The 26,398-nt window shown below is 63.6% G+C and carries 20 protein-coding genes; 12 read left to right on the top strand and 8 right to left on the bottom strand.

Annotated features, from left to right (window positions below):
- Positions 1 to 251 precede the first annotated feature (251 nt).
- Complete coding sequence (locus CCD76_RS03275) at positions 252 to 1,361, bottom strand: L,D-transpeptidase (protein WP_087718094.1); 1,110 nt, start codon at positions 1,359 to 1,361, stop codon at positions 252 to 254.
- A gap of 82 nt (positions 1,362 to 1,443) precedes the next feature.
- On the bottom strand, positions 1,444 to 2,253 hold the full coding sequence (locus CCD76_RS03270; protein WP_256961067.1) for a murein L,D-transpeptidase catalytic domain family protein: 810 nt from the start codon (positions 2,251 to 2,253) through the stop codon (positions 1,444 to 1,446).
- A gap of 231 nt (positions 2,254 to 2,484) precedes the next feature.
- Here CCD76_RS03270 and CCD76_RS03265 point away from each other — a divergent pair, with 231 nt between their 5' ends.
- Positions 2,485 to 3,957 carry a carbon starvation CstA family protein gene (locus tag CCD76_RS03265; protein ID WP_087718093.1) on the top strand — a complete coding sequence of 491 codons (1,473 nt, stop codon included), beginning with the start codon at positions 2,485 to 2,487 and terminating at the stop codon, positions 3,955 to 3,957.
- A gap of 251 nt (positions 3,958 to 4,208) precedes the next feature.
- Here CCD76_RS03265 and CCD76_RS03260 read toward each other — a convergent pair whose 3' ends face one another.
- The 3 genes from CCD76_RS03260 to CCD76_RS03250 form a co-directional block, all read right to left on the bottom strand.
- Positions 4,209 to 6,446, bottom strand: a complete 2,238-nt coding sequence (locus CCD76_RS03260) for an NADP-dependent isocitrate dehydrogenase (protein WP_087718092.1) — start codon at positions 6,444 to 6,446, stop codon at positions 4,209 to 4,211.
- A gap of 281 nt (positions 6,447 to 6,727) precedes the next feature.
- On the bottom strand, positions 6,728 to 7,801 hold the full coding sequence (locus tag CCD76_RS03255) for a lactonase family protein (protein ID WP_087718091.1): 1,074 nt from the start codon (positions 7,799 to 7,801) through the stop codon (positions 6,728 to 6,730).
- Positions 7,802 to 7,929: 128 nt separating this feature from the next.
- A complete protein-coding gene (locus CCD76_RS03250) occupies positions 7,930 to 8,940 on the bottom strand; it encodes a DNA topoisomerase IB (RefSeq protein WP_087718090.1) in 1,011 nt (336 codons plus the stop codon).
- Between the two features lie 151 nt (positions 8,941 to 9,091).
- Here CCD76_RS03250 and CCD76_RS03245 point away from each other — a divergent pair, with 151 nt between their 5' ends.
- The 4 genes from CCD76_RS03245 to CCD76_RS03230 all read left to right on the top strand — a co-directional run bounded on the left by CCD76_RS03245 (position 9,092) and on the right by CCD76_RS03230 (position 15,298).
- Positions 9,092 to 10,363: a DUF2254 domain-containing protein gene (locus tag CCD76_RS03245; protein ID WP_087718089.1), complete on the top strand. Its 1,272-nt coding sequence runs from the start codon at positions 9,092 to 9,094 to the stop codon at positions 10,361 to 10,363.
- 285 nt (positions 10,364 to 10,648) lie between these two features.
- Positions 10,649 to 11,767, top strand: a complete 1,119-nt coding sequence (locus tag CCD76_RS03240) for a GlxA family transcriptional regulator (RefSeq protein ID WP_087718088.1) — start codon at positions 10,649 to 10,651, stop codon at positions 11,765 to 11,767.
- 564 nt (positions 11,768 to 12,331) lie between these two features.
- Entirely contained in the window at positions 12,332 to 12,568 is a 237-nt protein-coding gene (locus CCD76_RS03235) for an OmpA/MotB family protein (protein ID WP_087718087.1), read from the top strand.
- A gap of 201 nt (positions 12,569 to 12,769) precedes the next feature.
- Positions 12,770 to 15,298: an EAL domain-containing protein gene (locus CCD76_RS03230; protein WP_218776950.1), complete on the top strand. Its 2,529-nt coding sequence runs from the start codon at positions 12,770 to 12,772 to the stop codon at positions 15,296 to 15,298.
- Positions 15,299 to 15,411: 113 nt separating this feature from the next.
- Here CCD76_RS03230 and CCD76_RS03225 read toward each other — a convergent pair whose 3' ends face one another.
- The 3 genes from CCD76_RS03225 to CCD76_RS03215 are packed head-to-tail and all read right to left on the bottom strand — an operon-like array spanning position 15,412 to position 17,046.
- Positions 15,412 to 15,759, bottom strand: a complete 348-nt coding sequence (locus CCD76_RS03225; RefSeq protein WP_087718085.1) for an AzlD domain-containing protein — start codon at positions 15,757 to 15,759, stop codon at positions 15,412 to 15,414.
- Positions 15,756 to 16,508, bottom strand: a complete 753-nt coding sequence (locus CCD76_RS03220; RefSeq protein ID WP_087718084.1) for an AzlC family ABC transporter permease — start codon at positions 16,506 to 16,508, stop codon at positions 15,756 to 15,758. Before CCD76_RS03220 ends, CCD76_RS03225 begins: the two co-directional genes overlap by 4 nt.
- Positions 16,501 to 17,046, bottom strand: a complete 546-nt coding sequence (locus CCD76_RS03215) for a helix-turn-helix domain-containing protein (RefSeq protein WP_087718083.1) — start codon at positions 17,044 to 17,046, stop codon at positions 16,501 to 16,503. The genes CCD76_RS03220 and CCD76_RS03215 overlap by 8 nt, the downstream gene beginning before the upstream one ends.
- 266 nt (positions 17,047 to 17,312) lie before the next feature.
- Between CCD76_RS03215 and CCD76_RS03210 the strand changes: the two genes are divergently transcribed.
- From CCD76_RS03210 to CCD76_RS03175, 7 genes are all read left to right on the top strand, one after another.
- The gene (locus CCD76_RS03210; protein ID WP_087718082.1) at positions 17,313 to 18,290 is read left to right on the top strand and encodes a dipeptidase; all 978 of its coding nucleotides are present in this window, start codon (positions 17,313 to 17,315) and stop codon (positions 18,288 to 18,290) included.
- A gap of 213 nt (positions 18,291 to 18,503) precedes the next feature.
- Positions 18,504 to 19,034 carry a DUF5943 domain-containing protein gene (locus CCD76_RS03205; protein ID WP_087718081.1) on the top strand — a complete coding sequence of 177 codons (531 nt, stop codon included), beginning with the start codon at positions 18,504 to 18,506 and terminating at the stop codon, positions 19,032 to 19,034.
- A 108-nt stretch (positions 19,035 to 19,142) separates the two neighbouring features.
- Positions 19,143 to 21,200 (top strand): dimethylglycine demethylation protein DgcA, encoded by a 2,058-nt coding sequence (dgcA, locus tag CCD76_RS03200; protein ID WP_087718080.1) that lies wholly within the window; start codon positions 19,143 to 19,145, stop codon positions 21,198 to 21,200.
- A 673-nt stretch (positions 21,201 to 21,873) separates the two neighbouring features.
- Complete coding sequence (locus CCD76_RS03190) at positions 21,874 to 23,904, top strand: (Fe-S)-binding protein (protein WP_087718079.1); 2,031 nt, start codon at positions 21,874 to 21,876, stop codon at positions 23,902 to 23,904.
- Complete coding sequence (locus tag CCD76_RS03185; protein ID WP_087718078.1) at positions 23,901 to 25,214, top strand: electron transfer flavoprotein subunit alpha/FixB family protein; 1,314 nt, start codon at positions 23,901 to 23,903, stop codon at positions 25,212 to 25,214. Before CCD76_RS03190 ends, CCD76_RS03185 begins: the two co-directional genes overlap by 4 nt.
- On the top strand, positions 25,201 to 26,043 hold the full coding sequence (locus CCD76_RS03180; protein ID WP_087718077.1) for an electron transfer flavoprotein subunit beta: 843 nt from the start codon (positions 25,201 to 25,203) through the stop codon (positions 26,041 to 26,043). The genes CCD76_RS03185 and CCD76_RS03180 overlap by 14 nt, the downstream gene beginning before the upstream one ends.
- Before the next feature lie 105 nt (positions 26,044 to 26,148).
- Complete coding sequence (locus tag CCD76_RS03175; RefSeq protein WP_087718076.1) at positions 26,149 to 26,394, top strand: hypothetical protein; 246 nt, start codon at positions 26,149 to 26,151, stop codon at positions 26,392 to 26,394.
- The last annotated feature ends 4 nt before the right edge of the window (positions 26,395 to 26,398 follow it).

Here is a 26,398-nt window from a genome sequence, read left to right as displayed (position 1 = left end):
ATGCCATCCGCAGCCACCTGAATAGTTACGTCCTCGGAACCATCGATAGGAACCAGCAGCGACTTGAACATGGGCACCTCTCGGTTGTGACAGCATCGAATGGAAGCGCTCGGGGAACGCCTGGTCTCTGGTCGTCACCGCGCTGCGGCTCTCCGACTCGCTTTGCGACTATCAACATATGCCATCCGCGAGGAATGTCATAGTGGATAAATGTCGCACGACATGACGCATTACGATCGGTCTCGAAGGCCCTAGCGGTCCGTCCCGACATGGCGCTGCGTTGCGACATCGTCCAGCCAGCTGCGAGGGCCGACGCTGTCGATGACGCGCAGTGACTCGCCACTGCTTTCGGCGGTGAGATGAGCATCGGTGGCGACCAGCACGGTGCCCGGTTCCAGCAGGGGCAGCACCTTTCTTTTGAAGCCCTCCGGCACGGTCACCTGATTGACGATGTCGGCCGGCACCGCCTGGCCGGCTTCGTAGCCCGGTACGCCAATCGCAATCCACGTCGGCATGGGGGGCGTGCGCGGATGTGCTTCGTCGCCTTCCCGAGAGAGTTGCCGCGGGTTTGGGGGCTGGAAATGCCCTTCGACGATATAGGCGCGGGTACCCGTCATGATGTCCGGTCGACCGAGCTCGACGCGCGAGCGTCCGATCTCGACGCCGTTGCGATAGACCACGATCATGCGATCGCTGCGGCTCAATACCATGGAAACCGGGCCTTGGGTGGGCGGATCCATGACCCATCGCCAGCTGCTGCCACTGGTCAGCATCGGCATATCGATATCGGCACCGGTGTCGGCATCGATGGGGCTCAACGGGCCCGGATGAACGACCGAGACGGGCGCCTGGCCCTCCTGTGCCACGACAACGGTCATGCCGATATTGGAAGCATCGAACAGCAGGCGTGCAAATTCGCTCGGCAGATGGATACAGCCGTGGGATTCGGGATAACCCGGCAGGCCGCCGGCGTGCAGCGCCACGCCGTCCCAGGTCAGGCGCTGCTGATAAGGCATCGGCGCATTGCCGTAGAGGTTGGAGCGGTGGTCCTTGTCTTTCTGCAGCACGGTAAAGACCCCGGTCGGCGTTTCGTAGCCCTCGCGACCGCTGCTGATCGTGGTCACCCCGATCAAGATGCCGTTGCGATAAACATAGGCGCGCTGTTCGGTCAGGCTGACGATGACGGCCAGCGGTCCGCCGCGCTTGTCGTCGCCGCCCCAGATCCAGGCCCCCGGTGAGAGATGATCCACCGGTGTATCGACGGGGCTGGATTGCTTTTCGCCCCAGAAGGGCACCGCGAAGCTCGTTGACGAGAACAGCAGGGCGGCGGTCAGTAGCAGTATGGTTCCAAGACGCGACATGCTGGCTCCCCGATTGGCCTTCTCTTTCTCAATGTCGTACGCGCGAGTCGGTCTGGCAACCCGCCGGCGCTAGCCTGCCTGGTCAACGCGAGCTGAGGAGAGCGTCGTCAGGGCTTTCGCGATCGTCGATACGGGCCTGAGCGCATTGCGCCAGCGCGGAATGCATCAGCCACTCCCGCTCGGGGTAATAGGAGAAGACGAACTGGCCTTCCTTGAGAACGTCGATGACGTCACCAGCGACATCCGGGCGCAGGGCAGGGCAGCCCCAGCTTCGCCCCAGCCCGCCCTGGCGTTCGCCGCTCTCAGGATCGACGTAATCGGCGCCGTGTATCACGATGGCGCGACTCATGGCGGCATCGTTGAAGCCGGGTTCCAGTCCATCCAGACGCAGCGAGTAGCCGTTCTTGCCTTCATAGGTCTGGCGAGTGACGAACAGCCCCAGGCTCGAGGCATGCGAGCCTTCCTGATTGGAGAATCGATCCGGAATATCGCCGCCCGAGCCCTGGCCGTGAGCCACGACTTCCCGATACAAAAGCTTGTCGTGCTTCAGGTCGAAAACCCATAGACGCGGTGTCAGCGAAGAACGGCTGTAATCGATGACCGCGAGGCGCTGTGCGGTTTCGCCCACGCCATGGCGCTGCGCGCACTGCATGGTCGCAAGCCCGAGGGCGATGACATCCGGGTCCGCATCCGGCGCGAGACGCTCGAGCGATGTCGCGGTGGGTCGAGACACCGTGTCGGCGCGGGCCAGCAGGTCGGGGGAAACTGGTGGTGTCGCCGCGACCGCGGGTGCTGCGATCAGAGTCGACGCCATGCTGCCTACCAGAAAGCACAAGGCGGCCGAGCGGGATACCGAGGCCAACGAGGGTAGCGAGAAGAGGGTCTTGATCATCGAAGCAGGACGAACCGTGCCATTGGAGGGTCTTCAGCATGCGGGACGATGCGAAGCCAGGCAAGCACCGCGAAGTGTGGCTCTGCCACTAAAGTCTAGATGTCATTACTTAGCCTTCTTCGTAAATTGACGCGGATAGCCAGACTGCGACCGCTATTGGTTCGCCAAACGTACCGATAAAAGTACCTGCCGGATGCCCACAAGGCGTCCTCTCTGCTCCAGGGGCCCTAGATGATTACATTCATTGCATCGATCCTGCTTTTGATAGTGGGCTACTTCACGTACGGAAAATTCGTGGAACGGGTGTTCGTGACCGACCGCAAGCGTCGCACGCCCGCGTTCACCATGCGCGACAACATCGACTACGTGCCGATGAACACGACGCGCAACTCGCTGATTCAGCTGCTCAACATCGCCGGTGTGGGACCGATTTTCGGTCCTATCCTCGGCGCGCTCTATGGCCCAGTGGCCTTCGTCTGGATCGTGATCGGCTGTATTTTCGCCGGCGCCGTGCACGACTATCTGACGGGCATGATCTCGATCCGCAATCACGGTGCGCATCTGCCGCAACTGGCCGGCAAGTTCCTGGGCAAGATCATGAAGCATGTCGTCAACGGCTTTGCCATCCTGTTGCTGCTGCTGGTGGGTACGGTCTTCGTGACGTCTCCCGCGGCACTGCTGGCCAACATGACGCCGCTGTCGATCACGCTGATCACAATGGTGATTTTTGCCTACTATCTGGTGGCGACGTTGCTGCCGATCGACAAGGTGATCGGGCGTATCTATCCCTATTTCGGTGCGCTGCTGCTATTCAGCGCACTGGGCATCGGGCTCGGCATGATCTTCACTGGCGCACCGATCCCCGAGCTGTCGTTCCAGAACATGCATCCGCAAGGGGCTCCGATCTTCCCGCTGCTGTTTTTGACCATCTCCTGCGGGGCGCTTTCGGGCTTCCACGCTACCCAGACGCCGATCATTTCGCGGACGACCGAGAACGAAGGCAATGGCCGCAAGATCTTCTACGGCATGATGATCACCGAAGGCGTCATCGCGATGATCTGGGCGGCAGCCGCCATGAGTCTTTTCCATGGTGACCAGTCGCTGTCGGACGTGCTGGCGGCCGGTGGCCCGGCGGCAGTGGTCAGTGAAGTTTCCACCACCATGCTGGGCGCCATTGGCGGTACGCTGGCGGTTCTCGGCGTGATCGTGCTGCCGATCACTTCCGGCGACACGGCATTCCGTAGTGCGCGCATGATCATTGCCGATTATCTGAAGATCGATCAGCGCCCCATCGTCAAGCGCATCTTCATTGCCGCACCGCTGTTCGTGGTCTCCTACGGACTGACGCACATGGACTTCACGCTGCTGTGGCGCTACTTCTCCTGGGCCAACCAGACCACGGCCGTCATCGCGCTGTGGGTTGCGACCATGTATCTGGTGCTGGCGCGTAAACCGCATCTGATCACGTCGATTCCGGCGACGTTCATGACCATGGCGACCTTTACCTATCTCGCCTATGCGCCGATCGGTTTCGGCCTGTCGCTGCAGATGAGTTACGTCGTGGCTGCCATCGGTACGTTGATCTGCATCGCGCTGTTCATGAAGCGTGTACGCCGCCTGAGCGGTGGCATCTTCGCCGTCGACGAGCCGGAAGTGCCGACCTTCAAGGATGGCAAGCCGACCGGCGCCCTGGCCACGAGCTGATCGCCGATTCGCTTCATTGAACGAGCCTGTCCGACCAACGGGCTCGTTCGGCAAGAGTTTTCAACGGGAACGCTCGACAAGCGCTTTCGACAAGAACGCCTGACAGACAAGTCCGTTCGATGCACGGACTTCATGCAGCACAAAGAAAACGGGCCCGTGCCATTGGCACGGGCCCGCTTCTTTTCAGTATCGCCGCTATCGGCGCAGGGCAGGTCGATGACCGGCTCGGCGATACCGGGCCGGTCGATCGATCAGGACGCCTGGTAGAGCTTGTTCAGCGCGGCGTTGAGCGTCTTGCTGGGACGCATGGCTTCGCTGACCAGCTCGCCGTTGGGGTGGAAGTAGCCCTTGATGTCCACCGGCTTGCCTTGCACGGCATTGAGCTCGTCGACGATCGTCTTCTCGTTGTCGCTCAGCGTCCTGGCGATCTCTTCGAACAGCGACTTCAACTCGCTGTCCTCGGTTTGCGCGGCCAGTTCCTTCGCCCAGTAGAGCGCCAGGTAGAAGTGGCTGCCGCGGTTGTCGAGCTCGCCGACCTTACGCTTGGGCGACTTGTCGCTGTCGAGGAATTCGCCATTGGCCTTGTCCAGCGTGGCCGACAGGATCTTGGCGCGAGCGTTGTCGAAGGTGCTGCCGAGGTGCTCGAGCGAGGCTGCCAGCGCCAGGAATTCACCCAGCGAGTCCCAACGCAGGTGGTTCTCTTCCAGGAACTGCTGGACGTGCTTGGGCGCGGAGCCGCCGGCACCGGTCTCGAACAGGCCGCCGCCGTTCATCAGCGGCACGATGGAGAGCATCTTGGCGCTGGTGCCGAGCTCCATGATCGGGAACAGGTCGGTCAGGTAGTCGCGCAGCACGTTGCCGGTCACCGAGATGGTGTCCTCGCCCTTGCGGATGCGCTCCAGCGAGACCTTCATCGCTTCTACCGGCGCCAGGATGCGGATGTCCAGACCGCTGGTGTCGTGATCCTTGAGGTAGGTCTCGACCTTCTCGATCAGCTTGGCATCGTGGGCGCGGTTGGCGTCGAGCCAGAAGATGGCCGGTGCGCCGCTTTCGCGGGCTCGGCTGACGGCCAGCTTGACCCAGTCCTTGATCGGTGCGTCCTTGGTCTGGCACATGCGCCAGATGTCGCCGGCTTCGACGTCATGGCTGAACAGTGTCTGGCCGTTCTCGTCGGTGACGACGACGGTGCCGTCTGCCGGAATCTGGAACGTCTTGTCGTGGGAACCGTACTCTTCGGCCTTCTGTGCCATCAGGCCGACGTTGGGCACGCTGCCCATGGTGGTCGGGTCGAAGGCACCGTTCTTCCTGCAGTCCTCGATCACCGTCTGGTAGATCGTGGCGTAGCAGCGGTCCGGGATCACCGCCTTGGCGTCATGCAGCTGGTCGTCGGCGCCCCACATCTTGCCGGAGTCGCGAATCATCGCCGGCATGGAAGCGTCGATGATCACGTCGCTGGGCACGTGCAGGTTGGTGATGCCCTTGTGGGAGTTGACCATCGCCATCGGCGGGCGCTCTTTGTAAAGCGCTTCGATGTCGCTCGTGATCGCGTCGCGCTGTTCGCTCGGCAGCGACTCGATGGCGCTGTAGAGATCGCCGATACCGCTGTTGGGATTGAAGCCCGCGAGCTTGAGCGCGTCAGCGTGCTTCTCGAGCACGTCCTTGTAGAACTCTTCGACCACGATGCCGAACATGATCGGATCGGAGACCTTCATCATGGTCGCCTTCAGGTGCAGCGAGAACAGCACGTTGCGTTTCTTGGCGTCCTTGATTTCACTGTCGATGAAATTGCGCAGGCGGCGGCTGCTCATGCATGCAGCATCGACGACTTCGCTTTCCTTGACGGCGAGGCCATCTTTCAGCGTGATATGGGTGCCGTCTTTCTGTTGCAGCTCGATCTTGAGCTTGCCGGCCTTGGCGATCACGGCGGACTGCTCGCTACCGTAGAAGTCGCCTTCGCTCATGTGGGCGACGTGAGACTGCGATTCGCTGCTCCACTCGCCCATGCGGTGCGGATACTTGCGGGCGTAGTTCTTGACCGACTTCGGGGCACGACGATCGGAGTTACCCTCACGCAGTACCGGGTTGACCGCGCTGCCCTTGGCCTTGTCGTAGCTGGCCTTGATCGCTTTCTCTTCGTCGTTCTTCGGCTCGTCCGGGTAGTCCGGCAGGGGATAGCCCTGGCTCTGCAGCTCCTTGATCGTGGCCTTGAGCTGGGGTCCGGAAGCGCTGATGTTGGGCAGCTTGATGATGTTGGCTTCCGGCGTCGTGGCCAGCTGGCCCAGCTCGGCCAGATCGTCGCTGACGCGCTGCTCGTCATTGAGCAGGTCCGGGAACTGCGCCAGGACTCGAGCGGCCAGGGAAATATCGCGAGTCTCGACCGTGATGCCGGCAGTACCGGTGAAGGCTTCGATGATCGGCAGCAGAGAGTAGGTGGCCAGGGCAGGCGCTTCGTCAGTCAGGGTGTAGATGATCTTCGGCGTATTGGACATGTCTATTCGTTAACCTCTCTTTGGCAATGGCACGAAGTGTCGAGCGCTTACGGAAACGCGAATGCGCGTCGCGCTCCCTGTGCGGACCGAGGGGAACGATTCGATCCGTGGAGCGCGATGCACCACGATGGCGGCCTTCGAGACCCTGATGAAGGTCGCCATCGCGATCTGAACTCGGTCGCGGCATCGACGATCGAAAGTTGTCGACAACCTGCGGTCGCGCCAGAGTATACCAGCGCCACGTGACCAACGCATTCACGCGGCCGGTCCGATCATCGCGGCTAGCGGAGCGACACGATCTCCACCCAATTGGTCTTGTTGCCGGTCGGCGCGTCGCTGACGTGAACCAGTTCGCCGCTGGTCGGCTCTATGCGATAGAGCGCCAGGTGATCGCTCAGTTCACCAGCGGCCACCAGATAGCGGCCGGTAGGGTCGACCTCGAAGCCGCGGGGCTGCTCGACGGTGGGCTGGTTGCCAACGAAATGCAGCTCGCCGGAATCCGGATTGGCCCGCAGCGTGCTCAGCGTGCTGCTGGTGCGCTCGGAAAGGTACAGATGACGGCCGTCCGGGGTGATGTGCAGATCGGCCGCCCAGATGCGAGGCGTCTCGTCGCCGGCGGGGATCTCTTCCCGCGGCATGCCAGGCGCCAGGTTCATCCCTTCGGGAAGCCCTTCGCAGACGGCGATCTGGGTCAGGGTTCCATCCTGAGCATCGAGTTCGAAGGTCGTGACGGTAGCGCTGAATTCCCCCAGGACATAGACGAACCGACCGCTGGGCGAGAACACGAAATGACGCGGGCCGGTGCCATCGGCCGTCCTGGCCGCGGGCGGGTCATTGGGGACGAGGGCGCCATCGGCGAAATGGAACTGGGCCAGCCGGTCGTCGCCCAGGTTGGTGGCGAAGACATGGCGATTGTCCGGCGTGGACAGGATCGCATGGGCGCGGCTGCCGGTTTCCAATGTCTGCGTGGCATCGCCGGCGACACCGTTGTCATCGATGGGGCTGACGCTGACGAGATTGCCGCCGTAGGAGGCTGCCAGCAGGTAACGTCCGGAGCGATCGGTCGCGATATAGGCCATGCTGCCATAGAGCGCGCCGCTGCCGAGCGGGGTCAGGGCGCCGGTACCCGCTTCGATGCGATAGCTCAGCACCCGTAGCGGATCGCTGCGGATGGCGGCGTAGAGCGTCTGCTTGTCGGGGCTGATGGCCAACGGCATGACGTTTTCGGCCGCCTCTGTCGTGGCCAGCGGGATCAGCCGTTCTGTCTGGCGATCCAGGCGATAGCTGCCGATGGTTCCGTCGCCTGCGTTGGCGGCGTAGACGACGGTATCGATAGCAGGTTCGGCTGGGTTCATGGCGCTTCCTTATCTTTATGAACAGAGCTTGATGGACAAACCTTCCTTTTAGCATCGCCGACGTGCCGGCGTCGATTGCCGATAAGTCGTGCCCGCCGTTGCCGTCGCCGTCGCCGTCGCCGTCGCCGTCAGCGCTTCGCCTCGAGCCGGTTCTGCAGCAGATTGAGGATCGCGCGCTCGTCCGGTCCGGTCAGCTCGTCATCCTGTTCCAGTTCGGTTTCCACCAGCTTGCGGAAATGATCCAGCGTGCGTCCGTCGAGATAGCACTCCACGACACGCGGATCGATGTAGCTCGCCTTGGCGATGCTCGGCGTGTTGCCCAGCGTCCTGGCGACCCGTTCGACGGCCTGGCGAACGTTCTTCTGGCTGATCTTGTCGTTCTCGCCCGGGCCGACCTCCTCCAGCGCCAATGCGGCGATCGAGGTGCCGGCCCAGGTACGAAAATCCTTGGCACTGAAGCGCTCGCCCATGACCTCGTGGATGTAGTCGTTGAGATCATGACTGTCGACCCGGACTTTGTGGCCGACTGCGTCGAAGTACTTGAAGATCTCGTAGCCGGGAATGTCGTCGAGCTCGGCGACGATCTTCGCCAGACGCTCGTCTTCCACCACGCGGTGCTGCTGCTGCCCGCTCTTGCCCTTGTAGTCGAAAATCAGCTCGTCACCGTCGATGGTCAGGTGTTTCGAACGCATGGTGGTCAGGCCGTAGGAGTGGTTCTCCTCACGATAGCGTTCGCTGCCGGGGCGAAAATAGGCGCCATCGATCAGTCGCACCATGCAGGCGAGCACTTTCTCCCGTGGCATGCCGTCGAGCGCGAGATGCTGGCCGGTCGTCCGGCGCATGGGCGTGAGACGCTGCGCGAATTCGATCATCCGATCGAACTTGAGTACCTCGCGCTTCTCGCGCCAATCGGCGTTGTAGATGTACTGCTTGCGACCGGCAGCGTCGCGACCGGTCGCATGGATATGGTGACGCTTGTCGAGCACGATCTCGACGTCACGCCAGGCGGGCGGAATGGCCAGCGAGCCGATCCAGTCGCGCCAGGCCTTGTCGGTCATCGTCTTGCCGTTCTGCAGGCGATAGGTGAAGCCCTTGCCGCAGCGGTGACGGGTCGCCCGCCGGGGGGAGGTCGTGGTCATGGCAAGCTCCTTTTGCCGAAACCGGTCGATGTCGTTCGCCGTCAGTGGCGGAACAGGTTCGAGATCAGAATAGACCAGCCTCGGCAAAAGGGTCGCCGATGGCCCGTTTGACGTAGACTTGGCGTGATTCGGTTCGTGGACAGGAGGCGAGATGACAGGGCGGTTTCAATGGATGTGGCGACGGATGCATCGTTCGCTGTGGTATCGCGCGGCACTCTATTCGCTCGCGGGCGTCGTCACGGCGTTGATCGCCTGGATCGCCACGCCCTGGCTGGACGTACCTGCGGTGGTCAGCGTCGGGTCGAGTGCGGTGGACAGCATCCTCAATATCATTGCCTCGAGCATGCTGGCGGTGACGACCTTCTCGTTGAGCGCCATGGTCACTTCCTACGGTTCGGCGACCAGCAACGTCAGCCCGCGGGCGACGCTTTTGCTGATCGAGGACCGGGTCACGCAGAACACCCTGGCGACCTTCATCGGCGCCTTTCTGTTCAGTCTGGTCGGCATCGTCGCGCTGGCGGCCGGCATCTACGATGAAGACGGCCGTACGCTCTTGTTCGCCGCGACCCTCGTGGTCATCGTGCTGGTGGTCTACCAGCTCATCAAGTGGGCCGGCTATCTCACTCGCCTGGGACGGGTCCGCGACACCATCGGCAAGATAGAAACCGCTGCCCGTGGCGCGTTCGAGAGGCGCATGGAAAACCCCTACCTGGGCGGTCAGGCGATGCCGGCGACGCTGCCACCGGATCTGGTGCCGGTGCGGGCGAGCAAGGTGGGTTACGTGCAGCACATCGATATGCCGTTGCTCGATTCGCTGGCGGAGGATGCGGAGGATTCGATCTACGTCCAGGCGCTGCCGGGCACCTTCGTCGATACCCTGGCGGTGCTGGCCCTGACGCCAAGACTGGACGACGAGCGTGCCGAGAAGATCGCGAGCGCCTTCACCGTCGGGCCGGCGCGACGCTTCGAACAGGACCCGCGCTTCGGCGTCATCGTGCTGTCGGAGGTGGCTTCCCGCGCGCTCTCCCCGGGCATCAACGATCCCGGGACGGCCATCGACGTCATCGGCTGCGGGGTGAGAGTGTTCACCCCCTGGTTGCGGCACGCCGCCGGCAGCGTCGAGGAGAAGCCTCAGCCGGTGCGCCATGTCTACGTCGAGGCGCTCGATGGCGCTGATCTGTTCGACGACTTCTTCACTCCCATCGCCCGCGATGGCGCCAGCACGGTCGAGATCGGCATCCGGCTGCAGAAGGCGTTGAAGGCCCTGGCCGCGGTGGGCGACGACCGTATCAAGCGTATTGCCCGCGAACACATGATGCGGGTGATCAAGCGATTCGATCAGGGGCTTGTGCTGGAGGAGGATCGACAGCGCGTCAGAGAAATCGAGGCATCGGCGGCGCCGGCGCTGGGGCCTGACCGGTAAGCAGAATATATCGTCGGCATTTCGAGGGCGCGAAGGCGTCAATCTGTTCTGAAAACGACATCGAGCTATCTAATGACGTTGTGTCTGTCGCGGATGGATAAAAACGCATGCGTCCCGACTTCACAGGGCTTACAGTCGAAACGAGACCGAAAAGGCTTCAGGAAAGCCGCTCGAGATCTTCGTCATGGTCGCTCGCCGGCGTGCCTCGCCACGCACCGGGACCGACAGGCGCCAGGGAAACCGCAATAACAATAATCACCGATACATCCTTGGAGGAGACGTGAAATGGCAATCCATCCCCCTCGAGGCGCCGCTCCCGAAGGTGCCGTGCCGGAGCCACAGACACTCGGCTTCCTGTTGCTGGAAGATTTCACCCTGATCTCGCTGGCGTCGGCCATCGAGCCGCTGCGCATGGCCAATCAGCTTGCCGGCCGCGAGCTGTACCGCTGGTACGTGATGACCATGGACGGGGCGCCGGTGCGGGCGAGCGACGGTATGCAGGTCACGCCGGATGCCAGCGCTCACTCACCGTTGAGGCTCGACTGGCTGGTGGTCTGCGGGGGTGTCGCGCCACAGCGCTCGGTAACGCCGGCGCTGCTGACCTGGCTGCAGAGCCGCCAGCGCCAGCTACGACGGGTCGGCTCGGTGTGCACCGGCAGCTGGGCTCTGGCCCAGGCCGGCCTGCTGAACGGCTACGATGCCAGCATTCATTGGGAGTGCCTGGCCGCGATTCAGGAAGCGTACCCGCGCACGGCCTGGAGCACGCGATTGTTCTCGATCGATCGCGATCGCTTCACGGCTTCGGGCGGCACCGCGCCGCTGGACATGATGCTCAACCTGATCGGGCGCGATCACGGTCGGGACCTGTCGGCGGCCATCTCCGAGATGTTCATCTACGAGCGGGTCCGTGGCGAGGAGGATCAGCAGCGGGTGCCGCTCAAGCATGTGCTGGGCACCACGCAGCCGAAGCTTCTCGAGATCGTGGCATTGATGGAAGCCAATATCGAGGAGCCGATCGAGCTCGACGAACTGGCCAGCTATGTCGATGTCTCCCGGCGTCAGCTGGAACGCCTGTTCCAGCGCCACCTACACTGTTCGCCATCGCGCTACTATCTCAAATTGCGGCTGACGCGGGCCCGGCAGCTGCTCAAGCAGACGCCGTTGCCGATCATCGAGATCGCCTCCGCCTGTGGCTTCGTTTCCACGCCGCATTTCTCGAAGTGCTACCGAGAGTTCTTCGGCACGCCACCGCGCGAGGATCGCGGCGAGACGCTGAAGATTCGGCGGTTGGAACCGGCGGTCATGCCGACGGGCGACGCATCACCGACGCCCTCCAGCAGCGCGAGTGTCGCGTTGAGCCATGCCCGGGGGGAGCCAACCTACGCCAGCGTCGCGCTAGGGTGACGGCCTCCTGGCATCTGTGACACGGCCGGCCCGGCGAATCCGCCGAGGTTATCTTGCCGGCCATGCCGGATACATCCGTGCTCGCCCTCCATCGGTCTTTTGCTGACTTGCCCACGCGATCCGCGGCATGGGCGGAATCGTTCTTCTCTCGTGTTTCTCTCCTCGCGCCTTCGCTCGTGACCGTGATATCGGGCGCACCTCGCGTGTGCCTGATGGTTACTGTGGCGCCCGACCTCGATCTTCAGCACGTCCCTCTTTCCGAGCCTTTTCCCAGCCGAACATGGCGTGATGTCTTCCTGACCGGCCGGCGACGATTCGGCGCGGGCGAGAAGCGTGCTCCTGTAAAGGATGAAAAAAATAGTCAAAATATATTAAGGAATGTAAATTTCCCCTGATTTTGGCCGTTCTTATGGGGGAGGGCGTCGACTCGATCCCGCCTCCCGTTTCTGCCAAGCCAGGCGTCAGGTAGCCAATCGCCGTTCGCGCAGCGGCCGATGCCATTCCCGGTGACGGGATGCCTGCCACTGACGCCGCGGCCTGCCCCGGCGCAGGAGAGAAAATCTCATGCAGAACCGCGCAATGCAGCAGTTGCTGGCGCCGCAGTTCCCTTCCAACTGGGATCTGTCGGCAGCGCGGGCGATCGCCGTGGTGCGGTACCTGGTGGGGCAGGGCGTCGATGCTTCGCGCCTGCGCGCGATCGGCTATGGCGATACGCGTCCGGCGGCCAGTAACGCGACTTCGGCGGGGCGAGCTTCCAATCGCCGGGTCGATATTCTGCTGACCGCACCGACGCCGCCATGATCTTCGGGTATGGCTCGGCCAGGGCAGCGATAGAAAAATGGCGATAGAACGTTGGCGGTAGAACGATATCAATAGAACGTTGGCGATAGCACGATATCGATAGAAAACGGTGGCAATAGACCAGCAACAGGCGCTTCCCTCGCCTCGATGGGCGAGGTTTCCGGAGCGATTGCTCATTTGATCATTAAGCATGGTTATAGCGTGACGAGACATTCCCCAGAAGAGATGGCCCATGAACCCAGCATCGCGGAACTGGCCAGTGGCGGGCTGCTGACCTGTGACGTATCGGCAACCCTTGGCGATGCCATTCAGCGCATGCATGCCGCCAGGGCGAGCTCTGTATTGGTGACGCAGGACGATGATATCTGCGGCATCTGGAGCGAAGGCGACGTCCGCCGTCTCGACTTCTCCGATCCCGACCTGCTCGACGCGCCGATCGCGCAATCGATGAGCAGCCCGGTGGTACGTATTGCCCACGAGGCCGGGCTCGACGAGGCTGTCTTGCTGATGAAGCGCCGACGCTTGCGCCGCCTGCTGGTGGAAGACGGCGAGGGGCGCCCGCTCGGCATGATCACCCAGGCAGATATCGTCCGGAGCCAGGGTGTTGAACACTACCTGGCGATACGCGACATCGGCTCGATCGTTTCCCATTCGCCGCTGGTGCTGGCGGCTTCACTGCCCCTGGAACAGGCCGTGATCCGCATGCGTGAAGCGAACGCCGACGCGGCGGTGATCGACCACGGCAACGGTGCGCTGGGCATTTTCACCGAGCACGACATGGTGGCATGGCTGGCGGGCGGACGCATGAGCTGCTGCCTGGGCGAGGCAGGGAGTTCGACCCTGCTGGCCAGGCCGCAGGGCATGGCGCTGGCGCAGGCCCTGGAGCTGCTGCGAGAGCAGGCGTTTCGCCATCTCGGCGTGCTCGACGAGCAGGGCGAGTTGCGTGGCCTGCTATCGTTCGCCGACATCATGGCCGGCTTCGAACACGAGATCGCGCTGCAGCTCAAGGAGACGCTGAAAGCGCGGGACAAAGCCCTGCGTGCCTCCGCGGAGCACCTGCGTCTTGCTCACCGGGTCATCAATGCCTCGATGGACAGCATCATGATCACCGATGCTCGCGGCGTCATTCAGTCGGTCAATCCCAGTTTCACCGTGGTGACCGGTTACAGCGCGGAGGAAGCCGTCGGCAATCGCCCCAGCATGTTGAGCTCCGGGCGTCAGACCAAGGCATTCTATTGCGACATGTGGAGCACCGTGCTGGAGCGGGACTACTGGCAGGGCGAGATCTGGAACCAGCGCAAGGACGGCGAGACCTATCCCGAATGGCTCACCATTACCGCAATCCGCGACGACGAGGGCCAGATCCAGCAGTTCGTGGCGATTTTCAGTGATATCTCCGATCGCAAGCGGCGGGAGGCAAAGCTTCACCGGCTGGCCAACTTCGACGACCTGACCGGCCTGGCCAACCGGCGGCTGTTCTTGAGCCGGCTCGAGCAGGCGCAGGCCAACGCTCGTGAGCGCGGCCACTGCATGGCAGTGCTGTTTCTCGATCTCGACCTGTTCAAGCGCATCAACGATACCCTCGGCCACCATGCCGGCGACCGGGTGATCTCTACCATCGCCACGCGCCTGCAGGCTTTGGCCGATGACGGCGAGTCGGTGGCACGCCTCGGCGGTGACGAGTTCGCCGTACTCATTCACGAGATAGCGCATCCCGACGCGCTCGAAGCCCAGGCGGCGCGGCTGCTGGAAAGCCTCTGCCGTCCGATCGAAGTGCTCGGCCACACGCTCAGCGTGTCGGCCAGTATCGGCATCGGTCTCTACCCCGAAGACGGCGAGAGCGCTGAAATTCTGCTCAAGCATGCCAACACCGCGATGTCGCGTGCCAAGGAGGCGGGCCGCAACCAGTGGTGCTTCTACCAATCGGACATGGGGGAGCACGACCAGCGGGCGCTGACGCTGGAGCAGAGCCTGCGCCGGGCGCTCGACAACGATGCGCTAGAGGTGGTCTATCAGCCCCAGGCGGCGCTGGAAGACAAACGCCTGGTCGGCTTCGAGGCGTTGCTGCGCTGGAACGACCCTGAACTGGGTGTCGTGTCACCGCAGCAATTCATTCCGCTGGCCGAGAAGCTCGGCATGATCGATCGTATCGGTCGCTGGGTATTGGATCGCGTCTGTGCCCAGCTTCATGCCTGGCGACACCTGGCACGCGTGCCGGTAGCGGTCAACGTCTCGGCGCTGCAGCTCAGCGATCGCCGCTTCGTCGATGACGTCGAAAAGTGTCTGGCGCGTTATGCGCTGCCGCCGGAGCTGCTAGAGCTGGAACTGACCGAAAGCGCCGTGCTGCCGAATTCCGAGACGACGCATCGAATGTTGCAGCGACTGCGGGACCGCGGCATTCTCCTGCTGATCGACGACTTCGGCACCGGTTATTCGTCGCTGGCCTATCTGCGCCAGTTGCCGATCAGTACACTCAAGATCGACGCCAGCTTCGTCCGGCAACTGCCTGACAGTTACAAAGATGGCGAGCTTGTCGGCGCGATCCTCGCCATGGCCAACGCGCTGGGGCTAGACGTGATCGCCGAAGGGGCGGAAACCGACGCCCAGGCCGATTTCCTGCGCGCGAAAGGTTGCAAGATCGTTCAGGGCTACTGGCTGTCGCGACCGCTGGCCGCGAATGCCGCCAGCGAATGGCTGGGTCGCCTTTCTACCGACGATGCCTCGCCATAGACGCCGCATCACGATATCGGCGATCGTGGCGCGCCATGACCACCGGCGCGGCCGTGCATGAAACGGCAACAGCTTCTGGGGCATGAAACGGCAACAGCCCTTGGGGATATGGTTCACATCAGTGAGCGCGCCACGATCACCACCACCCCGAAAGTCAGTACACCACCCACCACCGGCCAGCCGAGCGAGCGGGTTCGCCGCCAGATCGCCAGCGTCACTCCCAGTCCGATGACGGTCGCGAGCCAACCGGCGGCATCCGGCGTGCGCGGCACCAGTGATACGCCGAGTACCGCGGCGATCATCATCGGCCCCAGGATCACCAGCCACTTGGGCAGGGCGTCGACGGGGCCATCCGCCTCGCTGCGCGTCAGACGCTTCTGCATCCAGAGCAGTGGCAGCAGCCGGATCAGATAGGTGCCCAGTGCGGCCACGATCATGCCGATCCAGAGTTCGAGGCTCATGATGGACGCCCCTCTTTAGTCGTTCCCTTGTCCGTTCCGGCCGTTTCCGGCAGACGAATCATGTAGAAGCAGAGCGCACCGCAGGCTGCGGCCAGCGGGATGCCGATATTGGTCAACCCGACCAGCGTGCAGACGAGCGCCGCGGCGACGCTGACGCTCAATGCGGCAGCCCAGCGGCGCGAGGTGAAACGCGGCACGATCAACACCAGAAACAGCGCCGGGAGCGCGAAAGGCATGACCTCGCCGAGCAACGGCCAGCGGCTGGTCAACCATTCGCCGCCGACGGCGCCCAGCAGGGAACCGGCAATCCAGCTGAGCCAGGCCAGCATTGCGGCGCCGAAGAACCAGCCGACGCGCTGGGATTCCGGCAACTGCGGCAGCCGGCTGTGGGCGAGGGCGAAGACCTGGTCGGTCAGGCCGTGCATCAGCCACGGCCACCAGCGGCTCCTGGGTAGCCAGGGCGCGATGTTGGGGGCGTAGACGACGTGGCGCACGTTGATCAGCAGCGTCATCGCCACGGTCAGCCACAGCGGCGAGCCGCTGGCGGCCATGCCGACGAACAGGAACTGCGAGGCGCCGGCATAGATCAGCGTCGAAATCGCCATCGTTTCAGCGGTGCTGAAACCGGCCTGGGTGGAGATCAGCCCGAACGAGATCGCCACCGGAATATAGCCGCCCAGCAGTGGAATCGCCTCACGGATGCCGATCAGCCAGCCACGGGGCCGGCGCGAGTGTTCGGTGTCAGCCATTCGATTCGTCTTCCTTGGCGTAAACGATAGTGACCAGCAGCGTCGCTGCGACGTCGCTGGTGCGATAGTCATGAGGGCGATCGGCACGGAAGGTGAAGAGCTCGCCGGCAGCGAGCTGGCGCTCCGCTCCCGTGGGGCCGGCGGCTATCCACCCTTCGATCACCTGGAGCGTTTCCCTCGTTCCGGAGGCGTGGCCCTCGGCGCGTCGGCAGGTGTGGGGCGCGCAGCGCATCAGGTAGACATCCACTGCCGGCTCATCATGACGCTGGTGATGACTCTGCTCGATCAAGCGCACGCTAACCCCATTCTCCTCCACCGGTGTCGCGACGGGCGCCACCAGGGTGCCGAACGGTACCCCGAGCCGCTTCGCCAGGCGCCACAGCGTGTCGATGGTGGGGTTGCCATTGCCCTGTTCGAGGCGCGACAGATTCGACTTGGCAATCGCCGCCTGGCCGGCGAGCTGGGACAGGGAAAGTCCGCGCGCCTGACGGAGCGCCTGAAGATGTCGCCCCAGGGTTTCCAGTGAAATCTCGTCCATGGTCTTTGCGGTTCACGTCGTTCTATATATCGAACGTTCTATATAAAGAACGGATCCGCGTCGGTCAATAGGGCTTTCGAGGGGGCAAGGACTGTCGCACAGGGGACAGTCGGCGTGACGCAATCGGAACACTGGGATTCGCTTTCGGTCGGCGGATGGAGCGAGCGCGGGGATATGCTGCGCAGAACGGTCGCCCCGGCGCTTCATCACGACCTTCCAGCAACCAGCCGACTTGCCGGGGGCGCGCAACCGAAGAGGAACTTTCCATGTCGATGCCATCTCTCCACGACGACGCCATCATCATCGATGGTCTGATCATCGCCAAGTGGGACCGCGCCCTGTTCGAGGACATGCGCAAGGGTGGCCTGACCGCCGCCAACTGCACGGTGTCGGTGTGGGAGGATTTCGAATCCACCGTCGATAACATCGTCAGCGTCAACCGGCTGATGCGCGACAACGCCGAACTGGTACGACCGGTAACCACCACGCGGGATATCACCCGGGCCAAGGAAGAGGGCAAGACCGGCATCATCCTGGGTTTCCAGAATGCCTACGCCTTCGAGGACAAGCTGGGCTACGTCGAGATATTCAAGAAGCTCGGTGTCGGCATTACTCAGCTCTGCTACAACACCCAGAACCTGGTCGGCACCGGCTGCTACGAACGCGATGGCGGGCTCTCCGGCTACGGCCGCGAAGTGATCGCCGAGATGAACCGGGTCGGTATGATGTGCGATCTCTCCCACGTCGGTTCGAAGACCTCCGAAGAGGTCATTCTCGAATCGAAAAAGCCGGTCTGCTATTCCCACTGCCTGCCCACCGGGCTCAAGGAACATCCCCGCAACAAGTCCGACGATGAACTCAAGTTCATTGCCGATCACGGCGGCTTCGTCGGCGTCACCATGTTCACGCCATTCCTCAAGGCCGGCGTCAACGCCACGGTCGAGGACTACGTCGAAGCGATCGTCTACATCATGAACATCGTCGGCGAAGACGCGATCGGTATCGGCACCGACTTCACCCAGGGCCAGGACGAAGCCTTCTTCGAATGGCTGACACACGACAAGGGCTACGCCCGGCGCCTGACCCGCTTCGGCGAGATCATCAATCCCAAGGGCATCCGTACCATCGGCGAGTTCCCCAACCTGACCCAGGCGCTGCTGGATCACGGGCTTTCCGAACCGGTAGTGAGGAAGATCATGGGGGGGAATTGGGTCCGCATCTTGAAAGAGGTGTGGGGCGAATAGGGCGACAGAGCCGGCTGCGCGTCGCGAATACGGCGTTAAAGGCTGCCGGCCTCTGCTCATGGACAACCGCGTCCACTGCGCGAGCCCGGCAGCCTTTGCCTTGTCTTCGCTAGCTCGCTCGGCTCCGCGGTGTCTCGCGCACAATTCCGCTCGTAGCTCGTAGCTCGTAGCTCGTAGCTCGCAGCTCAAAGAACAAATTCAGAGGTAACCGATATGACTGCAATGGCCCCTGAACTGCCGATCAGCGTGGACAGCGAAACCGGTGTCTGGACCACCGATGCGCTGCCGATGCTTTATGTGCCGCGGCACTTCTTCATCAACAATCACATCGCCATCGAACAGGCTCTGGGTGTCGAGACCTACGCGAAGATCCTCTACGACGCCGGCTACAAGTCGGCCTGGTACTGGTGCGAGAAGGAGGCCGAGCTGCACGGCCTCGAGGGCGTGGCGGTGTTCGAGCACTACATGAATCGACTGTCACAGCGCGGGTGGGGAAAGTTCGTCACCGAAGCGATCGATCTGGAGGCGGGGACGGCGAAGGTGCGCCTGGAACACTCCTGCTTCGTCTACCAGCTCGGCAAGACCGGCAAGCGCGAGGAGTACCTGTTCACCGGCTGGTTCGCCGGCGCCATGGACCAGATCCTGGCTGCGCGCGCCATCGATCTCCGCACCCGTGCCGAACAGACCCAGAGCGGCGCGGAAGCCGGCTGTGACGTGGGCTACTTCGAGGTCAGCGCCCTCTAGGCGCGACATCGTTTCTGATAACGAGACCCTGAATTCATGGTGACCGAGATCGATTTGGAAAGCCGGTGAGACGCCCGCTTTCGAGTCGGTCCATGTGAGGTGATTGCGATGGCATACGAGGCACTGTTCAAGCCGATACAGATCGGCAAGTTGACCATTCGCAATCGCGTGGTCAGTACCGCACACGCCGAGGTCTACGCCACCGACGGCGGCATGACCACCGAGCGTTATGTCAGGTACTACGAAGAGAAGTCGAAGGGCGGCGTGGGGCTCGCCATCTGCGGCGGCTCCTCGCCGGTTTCCATCGACAGCCCCCAGCAGTGGTGGAGTTCGGTCAATGTCTCCACCGACCGCATCATTCCCCACTTTCAGAATCTTGCCGATGCCGTTCACAAGCACGGCGGCAAGATCATGATCCAGATCACCCACATGGGCCGGCGTTCGCGCTGGGACGGCCACCACTGGTCGACGCTGCTGTCGCCTTCCGGCATCCGCGAGCCCGTCCACCGCGCCACCTGCAAGACCATCGAGGAAGAGGAGATCTGGCGCATCATTGGCGATTTCGCCCAGGGCGCGCGTCGGGTGAAAGAGGGCGGGTTGGACGGCTGCGAGCTCTCCGCCGTCCACCAGCATCTGATCGATCAGTTCTGGAGCCCGCGGGTCAACAAGCGCACCGATCAGTGGGGCGGCAACTTCGAAAACCGCATGCGCTTCGGCATGGAAGTGCTCAAGGCGGTGCGCGCCGAGGTCGGCGAGGATTTCTGCGTCGGCATGCGAATCTGCGGCGACGAGTTCCACCCGGACGGCCTCTCCCAGGACGACATGAAGCAGATCGCCGCCTACTACGACGCCACCGGCATGGTCGATTTCTTCGGCGTCGTCGGTTCCGGCTGCGACACTCACGACACGCTGGCCAACGTGATCCCCAACATGTCCTACCCGCCGGAGCCGTTCCTGCATCTGGCGGCGGGGATCAAGGAAGTGGTCTCGGTGCCGGTGATCCACGCCCAGAACATCAAGGACCCGACCCAGGCCGAACGCGTGCTCGAAGGCGGCTATGTCGATCTGGTCGGCATGACCCGCGCCCATATCGCCGACCCGCACCTGATCGCCAAGGTCAAGGCCGGCAATGTCGATCAGATTCGTCAGTGCGTCGGCGCCAACTACTGCATCGATCGCCAGTACCAGGGGCTCGATGTGCTCTGCATCCAGAATGCGGCCACCTCGCGGGAGTACCTGGGTCTGCCGCACATCATCGAGAAGACCACCGGGCCGCGACGCCACGTCGTCGTCGTCGGTGGCGGCCCCGGCGGCATGGAAGCGGCACGGGTCGCTGCCGAACGGGGCCACGACGTCACGTTGTTCGAGGCCGAACCGCAACTGGGCGGACAGATCACGCTGGCGGCGAAGGCCCCGCAGCGCGACCAGATCGCCGGGATCACCCGCTGGTACGAAATGGAGCTTTCGCGCCTCGGCGTCGACATTAGGTTGGAAGCCCGTGCCGACGACGCGATGATCCGCGATCGGCAGCCGGACGTGGTGGTTCTCGCCAACGGCGGCCATCCGTTCCTGGAGCAAGTCCCCGAGTGGGGCGCGGAGGAAGGGCTGGTAGTCAGCAGCTGGGACATCCTTTCGGGCAAGGTCGAGCCGGGCAAGAACGTGCTGATCTTCGACACCATGTGTGAATTCAGCGGCATGTCGACGGCGGATTACTGTGCCAGCCAGGGCGCCACGGTGGAGATCGTCACCGACGACACCAAGCCCGGCGTGGCGATCGGCGGCACCACCTTTCCGACCTACTACCGCAGCCTCTACCAGAACGCCGTGGTGATGACCGGCGACCTGGCACTGCACAAGGTCTACCGCGAAGGCGACAAGCTGGTGGCGCTGCTGGAGAACGAATACACCGGCGAGTTTGAAGAGCGGGTGGTCGATCAGGTGATCGTCGAAAACGGCGTGCGCCCGGACGAATCGCTCTACTACGCGCTCAAGGAGCGTTCGCGCAATCGCGGCCAGATCGATCTCGAAGCGCTCTACGCGATCAAGCCGCAGCCGACGCTTTCCGAAAGTGGCGAGTTCGCGCTGTTCCGGCTGGGAGACTGCGTGGCGCCGAGGAATACGCATGCGGCGATCTATGATGCGTTGCGATTATTGAAAGATCTGTGAGCCACGAGCCACGAGCCACGAGCCACGAGCCACGAGCCACGAGCCACGAGCCACGAGCGGAAGAGCTGTAAGCCATAAGCTTTAAGCTGTAAGAAAAATCAAAAACCAAAACTGTTTGATCTGGCAGGTGGAAGCGGTTGTTTGCCTGGCTTACGGCTTACGGCTTACGGCTTACGGCTTACGGCTTACGGCTTACGGCTTACGGCTTACGGCTTACGGCTTACGGCTTACGGCTTACGGCTTACGGCTTACGGCTTACGGCTTACGGCTTACGGCTTACGGCTTACGGCTTACGGCTTACGGCTTACGGCTTACGGCTTACGGCTTACGGCTTACGGCTTACGGCTTACGGCTTACGGCTTACGGCTTACGGCTTACGGCTTACGGCTTACGGCTTACGGCTTACGGCTTACGGCTTACGGCTTACGGCTTACGGCTTACGGCTTACGGCTTACGGCTTACGGCTTACGGCTTACGGCTTACGGCTTACGGCTTACGGCTTACGGCTTACGGCTTACGGCTTACGGCTTACGGCTTACGGCTTACGGCTTACGGCTTACGGCTTACGGCTTACGGCTTACGGCTTACGGCTTACGGCTTACGGCTTACGGCTTACGGCTTACGGCTTACGGCTTACGGCTTCTGTATGAGGCGGCCAAACGAGGAGCAGAACATGTTGCAGACGCTACTCCCCATTCTGATCTTCGCGGCGCTGATCGTGGGTGCTATCGGTGCGGCGCGTCGCATCCGCCTGTGGCGCCAGGGCCAGCGGACGCCGGTGGGCTGGGCTCGCATTCTGCACATGCCGAAGCGCTACCTGAATGATCTGCACCACATTGTCGCTCGCGACAAGGCGATGGCGCATACCCACGTGGCAACGGCCGGGGGCTTCGTGGCGGCGATGGCATTGGCGATCGTCGTCCACGGCTTCGGCTGGCGCAATCCGATTCTCGGTGGCCTGCTGTTGGCGGCAAGTGCGGTGATGTTCGTGGGCGCGCTGGCGGTCAATCGCCGTCGCATCCATCCGCGGGCCAGGCCATTCCCCGAAAAGCTCTCGAAAGGCCCGTGGCAGCGGCTCTCCAGGAGTCTGCTCGCCTATTCGGTGGGGATGTTTCTGGTCAGCCTGCCGCTGGTGGGCATCGGTCCTGTCGCTTTCGGTGGCGGCGTACTGGCGATCGTCCTGCTTACGCTCGTCGCCTGGGGCGTGCTGGAACTGGTCGTCGGCATGGGCTGGGGCGGGCCGATGAAGCATGCCTTCGCCGGCTCGCTGCACCTGGCTTTTCACCGACGTCCGGAACGTTTCGACGATCGGCAGGCCCATGCCGGATCGACTAACACGCATGACGCTCATCGCGGCAGCCGGTCGACGGCGCTGTTCCCGCTCGATCTGACCGCGCCGAAGCTGGGCGTGGAAAAACCGGCCGATTTCCAGTGGAATCAGCTGCTGGGCTTCGATGCCTGCGTGCAGTGCGGCCGTTGTCAGGCGGTATGTCCGGCATTCGCGGCGGGGCAGCCGCTCAATCCCAAGAAGCTGATCCAGGACATGGTCGTCGGTATGGCCGGCGGCTCCGATACGGGCTATGCCGGCGCCGGCTATCCCGGCATCGAGATAGGTAAACACCAGGGGGCGCCGGAACAGGCCATCGTGCCTCAGCTTGTCGAGGCAGAAACGCTGTGGGCCTGTACGACGTGTCGCGCCTGCGTCGAGGAGTGCCCGATGCTGATCGAGCACGTCGATGCCATCGTCGACATGCGCCGTTTTCTCACGCTGGAAAAGGGCGAGACGCCGGAAAAGGGCGCGGTGGCGATCGACAACCTGATCGCCACCGACAACCCCGGCGGGCTGGACAACGCCTCGCGCCTCGACTGGGCGGCGGATCTGGAATTGCCCCGCATTCAGACTCGGCCCGAGGGCGTCGACGTGCTGCTGTGGCTGGGCGATGGCGCTTTCGACATGCGCAATCAGCGCACACTGCGCGCGCTGGTCCAGATCCTGCGTGCCGGCGGCGTCGATTTTGCCGTGCTCGGCGATGAGGAGCGGGACAGCGGCGATGTCGCCCGGCGCCTGGGCGACGAGGCGACCTTCCAGCGTCTCGCCGAGCGCAATATCATCACGCTCTCGCGCTACCGCTTCCAGCGCATCGTGACGGTGGACCCGCACAGCTTTCATGTGCTGGGCCGCGAATATCCCGATTTCGGCGGCAAATATCGGGTGCTGCACCACTCCACCTTCATCGCCGAGCTGTTCGACGCCGGTCGTCTGACGATCAGGCCGGCCGAGCGCAAGGAGACGGTGACCTATCACGACCCCTGCTATCTGGGGCGCTACAACGGCGAATTCGCTGCGCCGCGACGGATACTCGAGGCACTCGGCATCGAGATCGCCGAGATGGAACGCTCCGGATTCCGCTCGCGCTGCTGCGGCGGCGGTGGCGGGGCGGCGCTTTCCGACGTGCCCGCCGATCTCCCAGGTCGCGCGCGCATCCCCGATATGCGCATGGAGGACGCGCGCGCCACGGGGGCCACCACGGTCGCCGTCGCCTGCCCGCAATGCACCGCGATGCTGGAAGGCGTGGTCGAGCCGCGGCCGCAAATCAAGGATCTGGCCGAGCTGGTGGCCGATGCGCTGGTAACGCCGGCATCGGCCGAGCCCGAAGCGAGTGTCGCTGTCTCGAGCCCGAGTCGCGAGGAGGAACCGGCATGAACGTCAGACGCATCGACCCCTACGCCGAACGGATCCGGCGCAATCGGCTCCACCCGCGCCATCAGGAGTTCGCGCGTCCCGCCTGGCGCTGGGCCGGCCCCAACGGGGTGACACGAATCGATCCGCATGCGATCGGCGCCCTCGGCCCCAACGGCATCAGGCGGATCGATCGCAGCGGCGCCGTCGTCGAGACGCAGCCGCTGGCATCGTCACCAATCGAGAGCGGACCTTCGCGCCGCATGGTGGTGATCGACGATCCGGCCGGCTTCGTCATGGTGGTGCCGGAGTGCCCGGAAGGGCGACTGAGCGATCACGACCGGGATCTGTTCGGTCTGGCCAGGCAGTTGGCCGATGGGCAGACGCTCGCTGTCACGGCGGTCACGTTCCAGGGCGCGGTGGCGGGGCTGGAAGAGGCCGGCGCCGACCGCTGGATCGACCTGTCGGCTACCGTCGATGGCGACACCCACGATCCGGAATCGCGTCTCGCGGCGCTGGTGAGCGTGGAGGCGGCCATGTCGCCACGGCATTGGCTGTTCGCGGACAGCTTCCCCGGCGGCGGCGATCTTGGCCGGCGTCTGGCGGCGCGGCTTTCCCGTTCTTCCAGTCATGGCGCCAACGCGCGAGCGGCGACGCGGGTGTGGCAGGTCGCCGAGGGTCTTGCCCTGTCGCGGGCGGGAGATCGGCAGGATATCCAGCGCGAACTCCCGCGTATTCTGCTGGCCCTGCCCGAGTGCGCCAAGCCGGTCAGCGAGACGCGGCACGAGGCTCGGCTAGTGTCGATCGACGCGGCCGGCTCCAAGACCTCGGACATGACTGCGGTCGGAGTCGTCGACCTCGGCCGGGTCGCGGTGGACCCGCAGCAGATTCCGCTGTCCCAGGCGCCGTTCATTCTCTCCGGCGGGCGCGGTGTCGGCGATTGGGCGGGTTTCCATCACGCCGCCGAGGTGCTGGGGGCCAGCGAGGGCGCCTCGCGGGTGGCCGTCGACGACGGCAACATGCCCCGCGCTCGGCAGGTCGGGGCGACGGGAACGTTCGTCTTCGCCAGTTGCTACATCGCGGTGGGGATCTCCGGCGCGGTGCAGCATCTTCAGGGTATCGCCAAATGCCAGCGGGTCGTCGCGATCAACCGCGACCCTGGATGCGATATGGTCAAGCGTGCCGATCTGGCGCTCATCGCCGATGGCGATGCCGTGCTGGCGGCCGTGTGCGAACGGTTGGGCCAGCCGCGTGCCGCCGAGCCGTCCGAAGCTGTGTCAGAGGCCGGGTCCGGGGCCTTGTCGAAAGAGGAGCGCTATCATGACGCCGCCTGATGCTGCCGCATGCCCGGTCGTGGCGCTGGTCTCCAGCGGACGTCATCCGGTTTCCGGGCGGCCGGGACGCGCCCGGGAGGATGCGCGAGCCGTCGAGATGGGGTTGACGCTGGCCGGGGCGCGCCTGCAACTCGTCCATGCAGGCAACGCCGAGGAGCCCGTGCTGCGCGACTATCTGGGTATGTATCATGGGCTGGACGATGCTGCGGCCCAGGGAGAGCTGGCGCTGTTGCCGATGACACCCGCCGACGATGCCGTGCTGTTGCTGGCGACATGGCTGGCGGAAAGCGGCTGTCGGCTGGTGCTTGCCGGGCAGCGTGCCGAATGTGGCGAGGGCTCCGGGCTGCTGCCCTATCTGCTCGCCGAACGGCTGGGCTGGACGATCGTGTCCGGCGCCGCCACGATCGAGCGGATCGACGCGGATCGCGTCACCCTGCTGCAGGTGCTGCCGCAGGGGCAACGCCGCCGGCTGGAAGTGTCGCTGCCTTGTCTGATCACCGTCGATACTCTGGCGCCTCCACCGCGCCAGAGCGCTTTCGGCCCGGCAAGAAGGGGCCGCATTCAGGTGGTCGACGGGCTGACCGCCGAAGAGGATTCGGCCAGCGGCGAATGGCGATGGCAGCCGGCACGAGCCCGCCCCAAGCGGCTCAAGATCGTCAAGTCCGGCAATGCGCGGGATCGCTTCCGAGCCGCGGCGGCCAGGTCGTCGGCTGGCGGCCAGGTGCTGACCGATCTGACCCCCGAACAGGCGGCCGATAGGCTAATTGCCTATCTGCGCGAAGAGAAGATACTAAGTGAAGAGAAGATACTGGGCGATGAGATGCCGTGATCGAGCAGCTTCGGCATTCTCGACGAGGACAGCTGGCCAGTGGACGACATGATCGGTCCTTCGCCAGCGCGAGAGGTAAACCAACGACCGAACGGGAGACGAGACATGATGATCGTCGATCTTATCGATGGGGAAGATTTTCGTCAGCGGCTGACCTCGCTGGGCGTGCGTATCCCCGAAGAGGCGTGCCCCGAAACCTGTGCCCGGCTGGCGGCGGGTTGTCATCGTGCCAAGGGTGTCGAAGGGCTGGAGCCGGCCATTCGCGACCTGATGCAGCACACCGACGTGATGTTGCCGTCAGTTCGGGAGGCGATAGAGCGCCATCTCTTGCCCGCATTCAACGGTGCCTGATCAT

The organism is Salinicola salarius (assembly GCF_002179555.1).
Lineage (GTDB): Bacteria > Pseudomonadota > Gammaproteobacteria > Pseudomonadales > Halomonadaceae > Salinicola > Salinicola salarius_A.
Note: the sequence above shows the minus strand (reverse complement) of the source record. Positions and strands in the feature narration are given on the sequence as shown.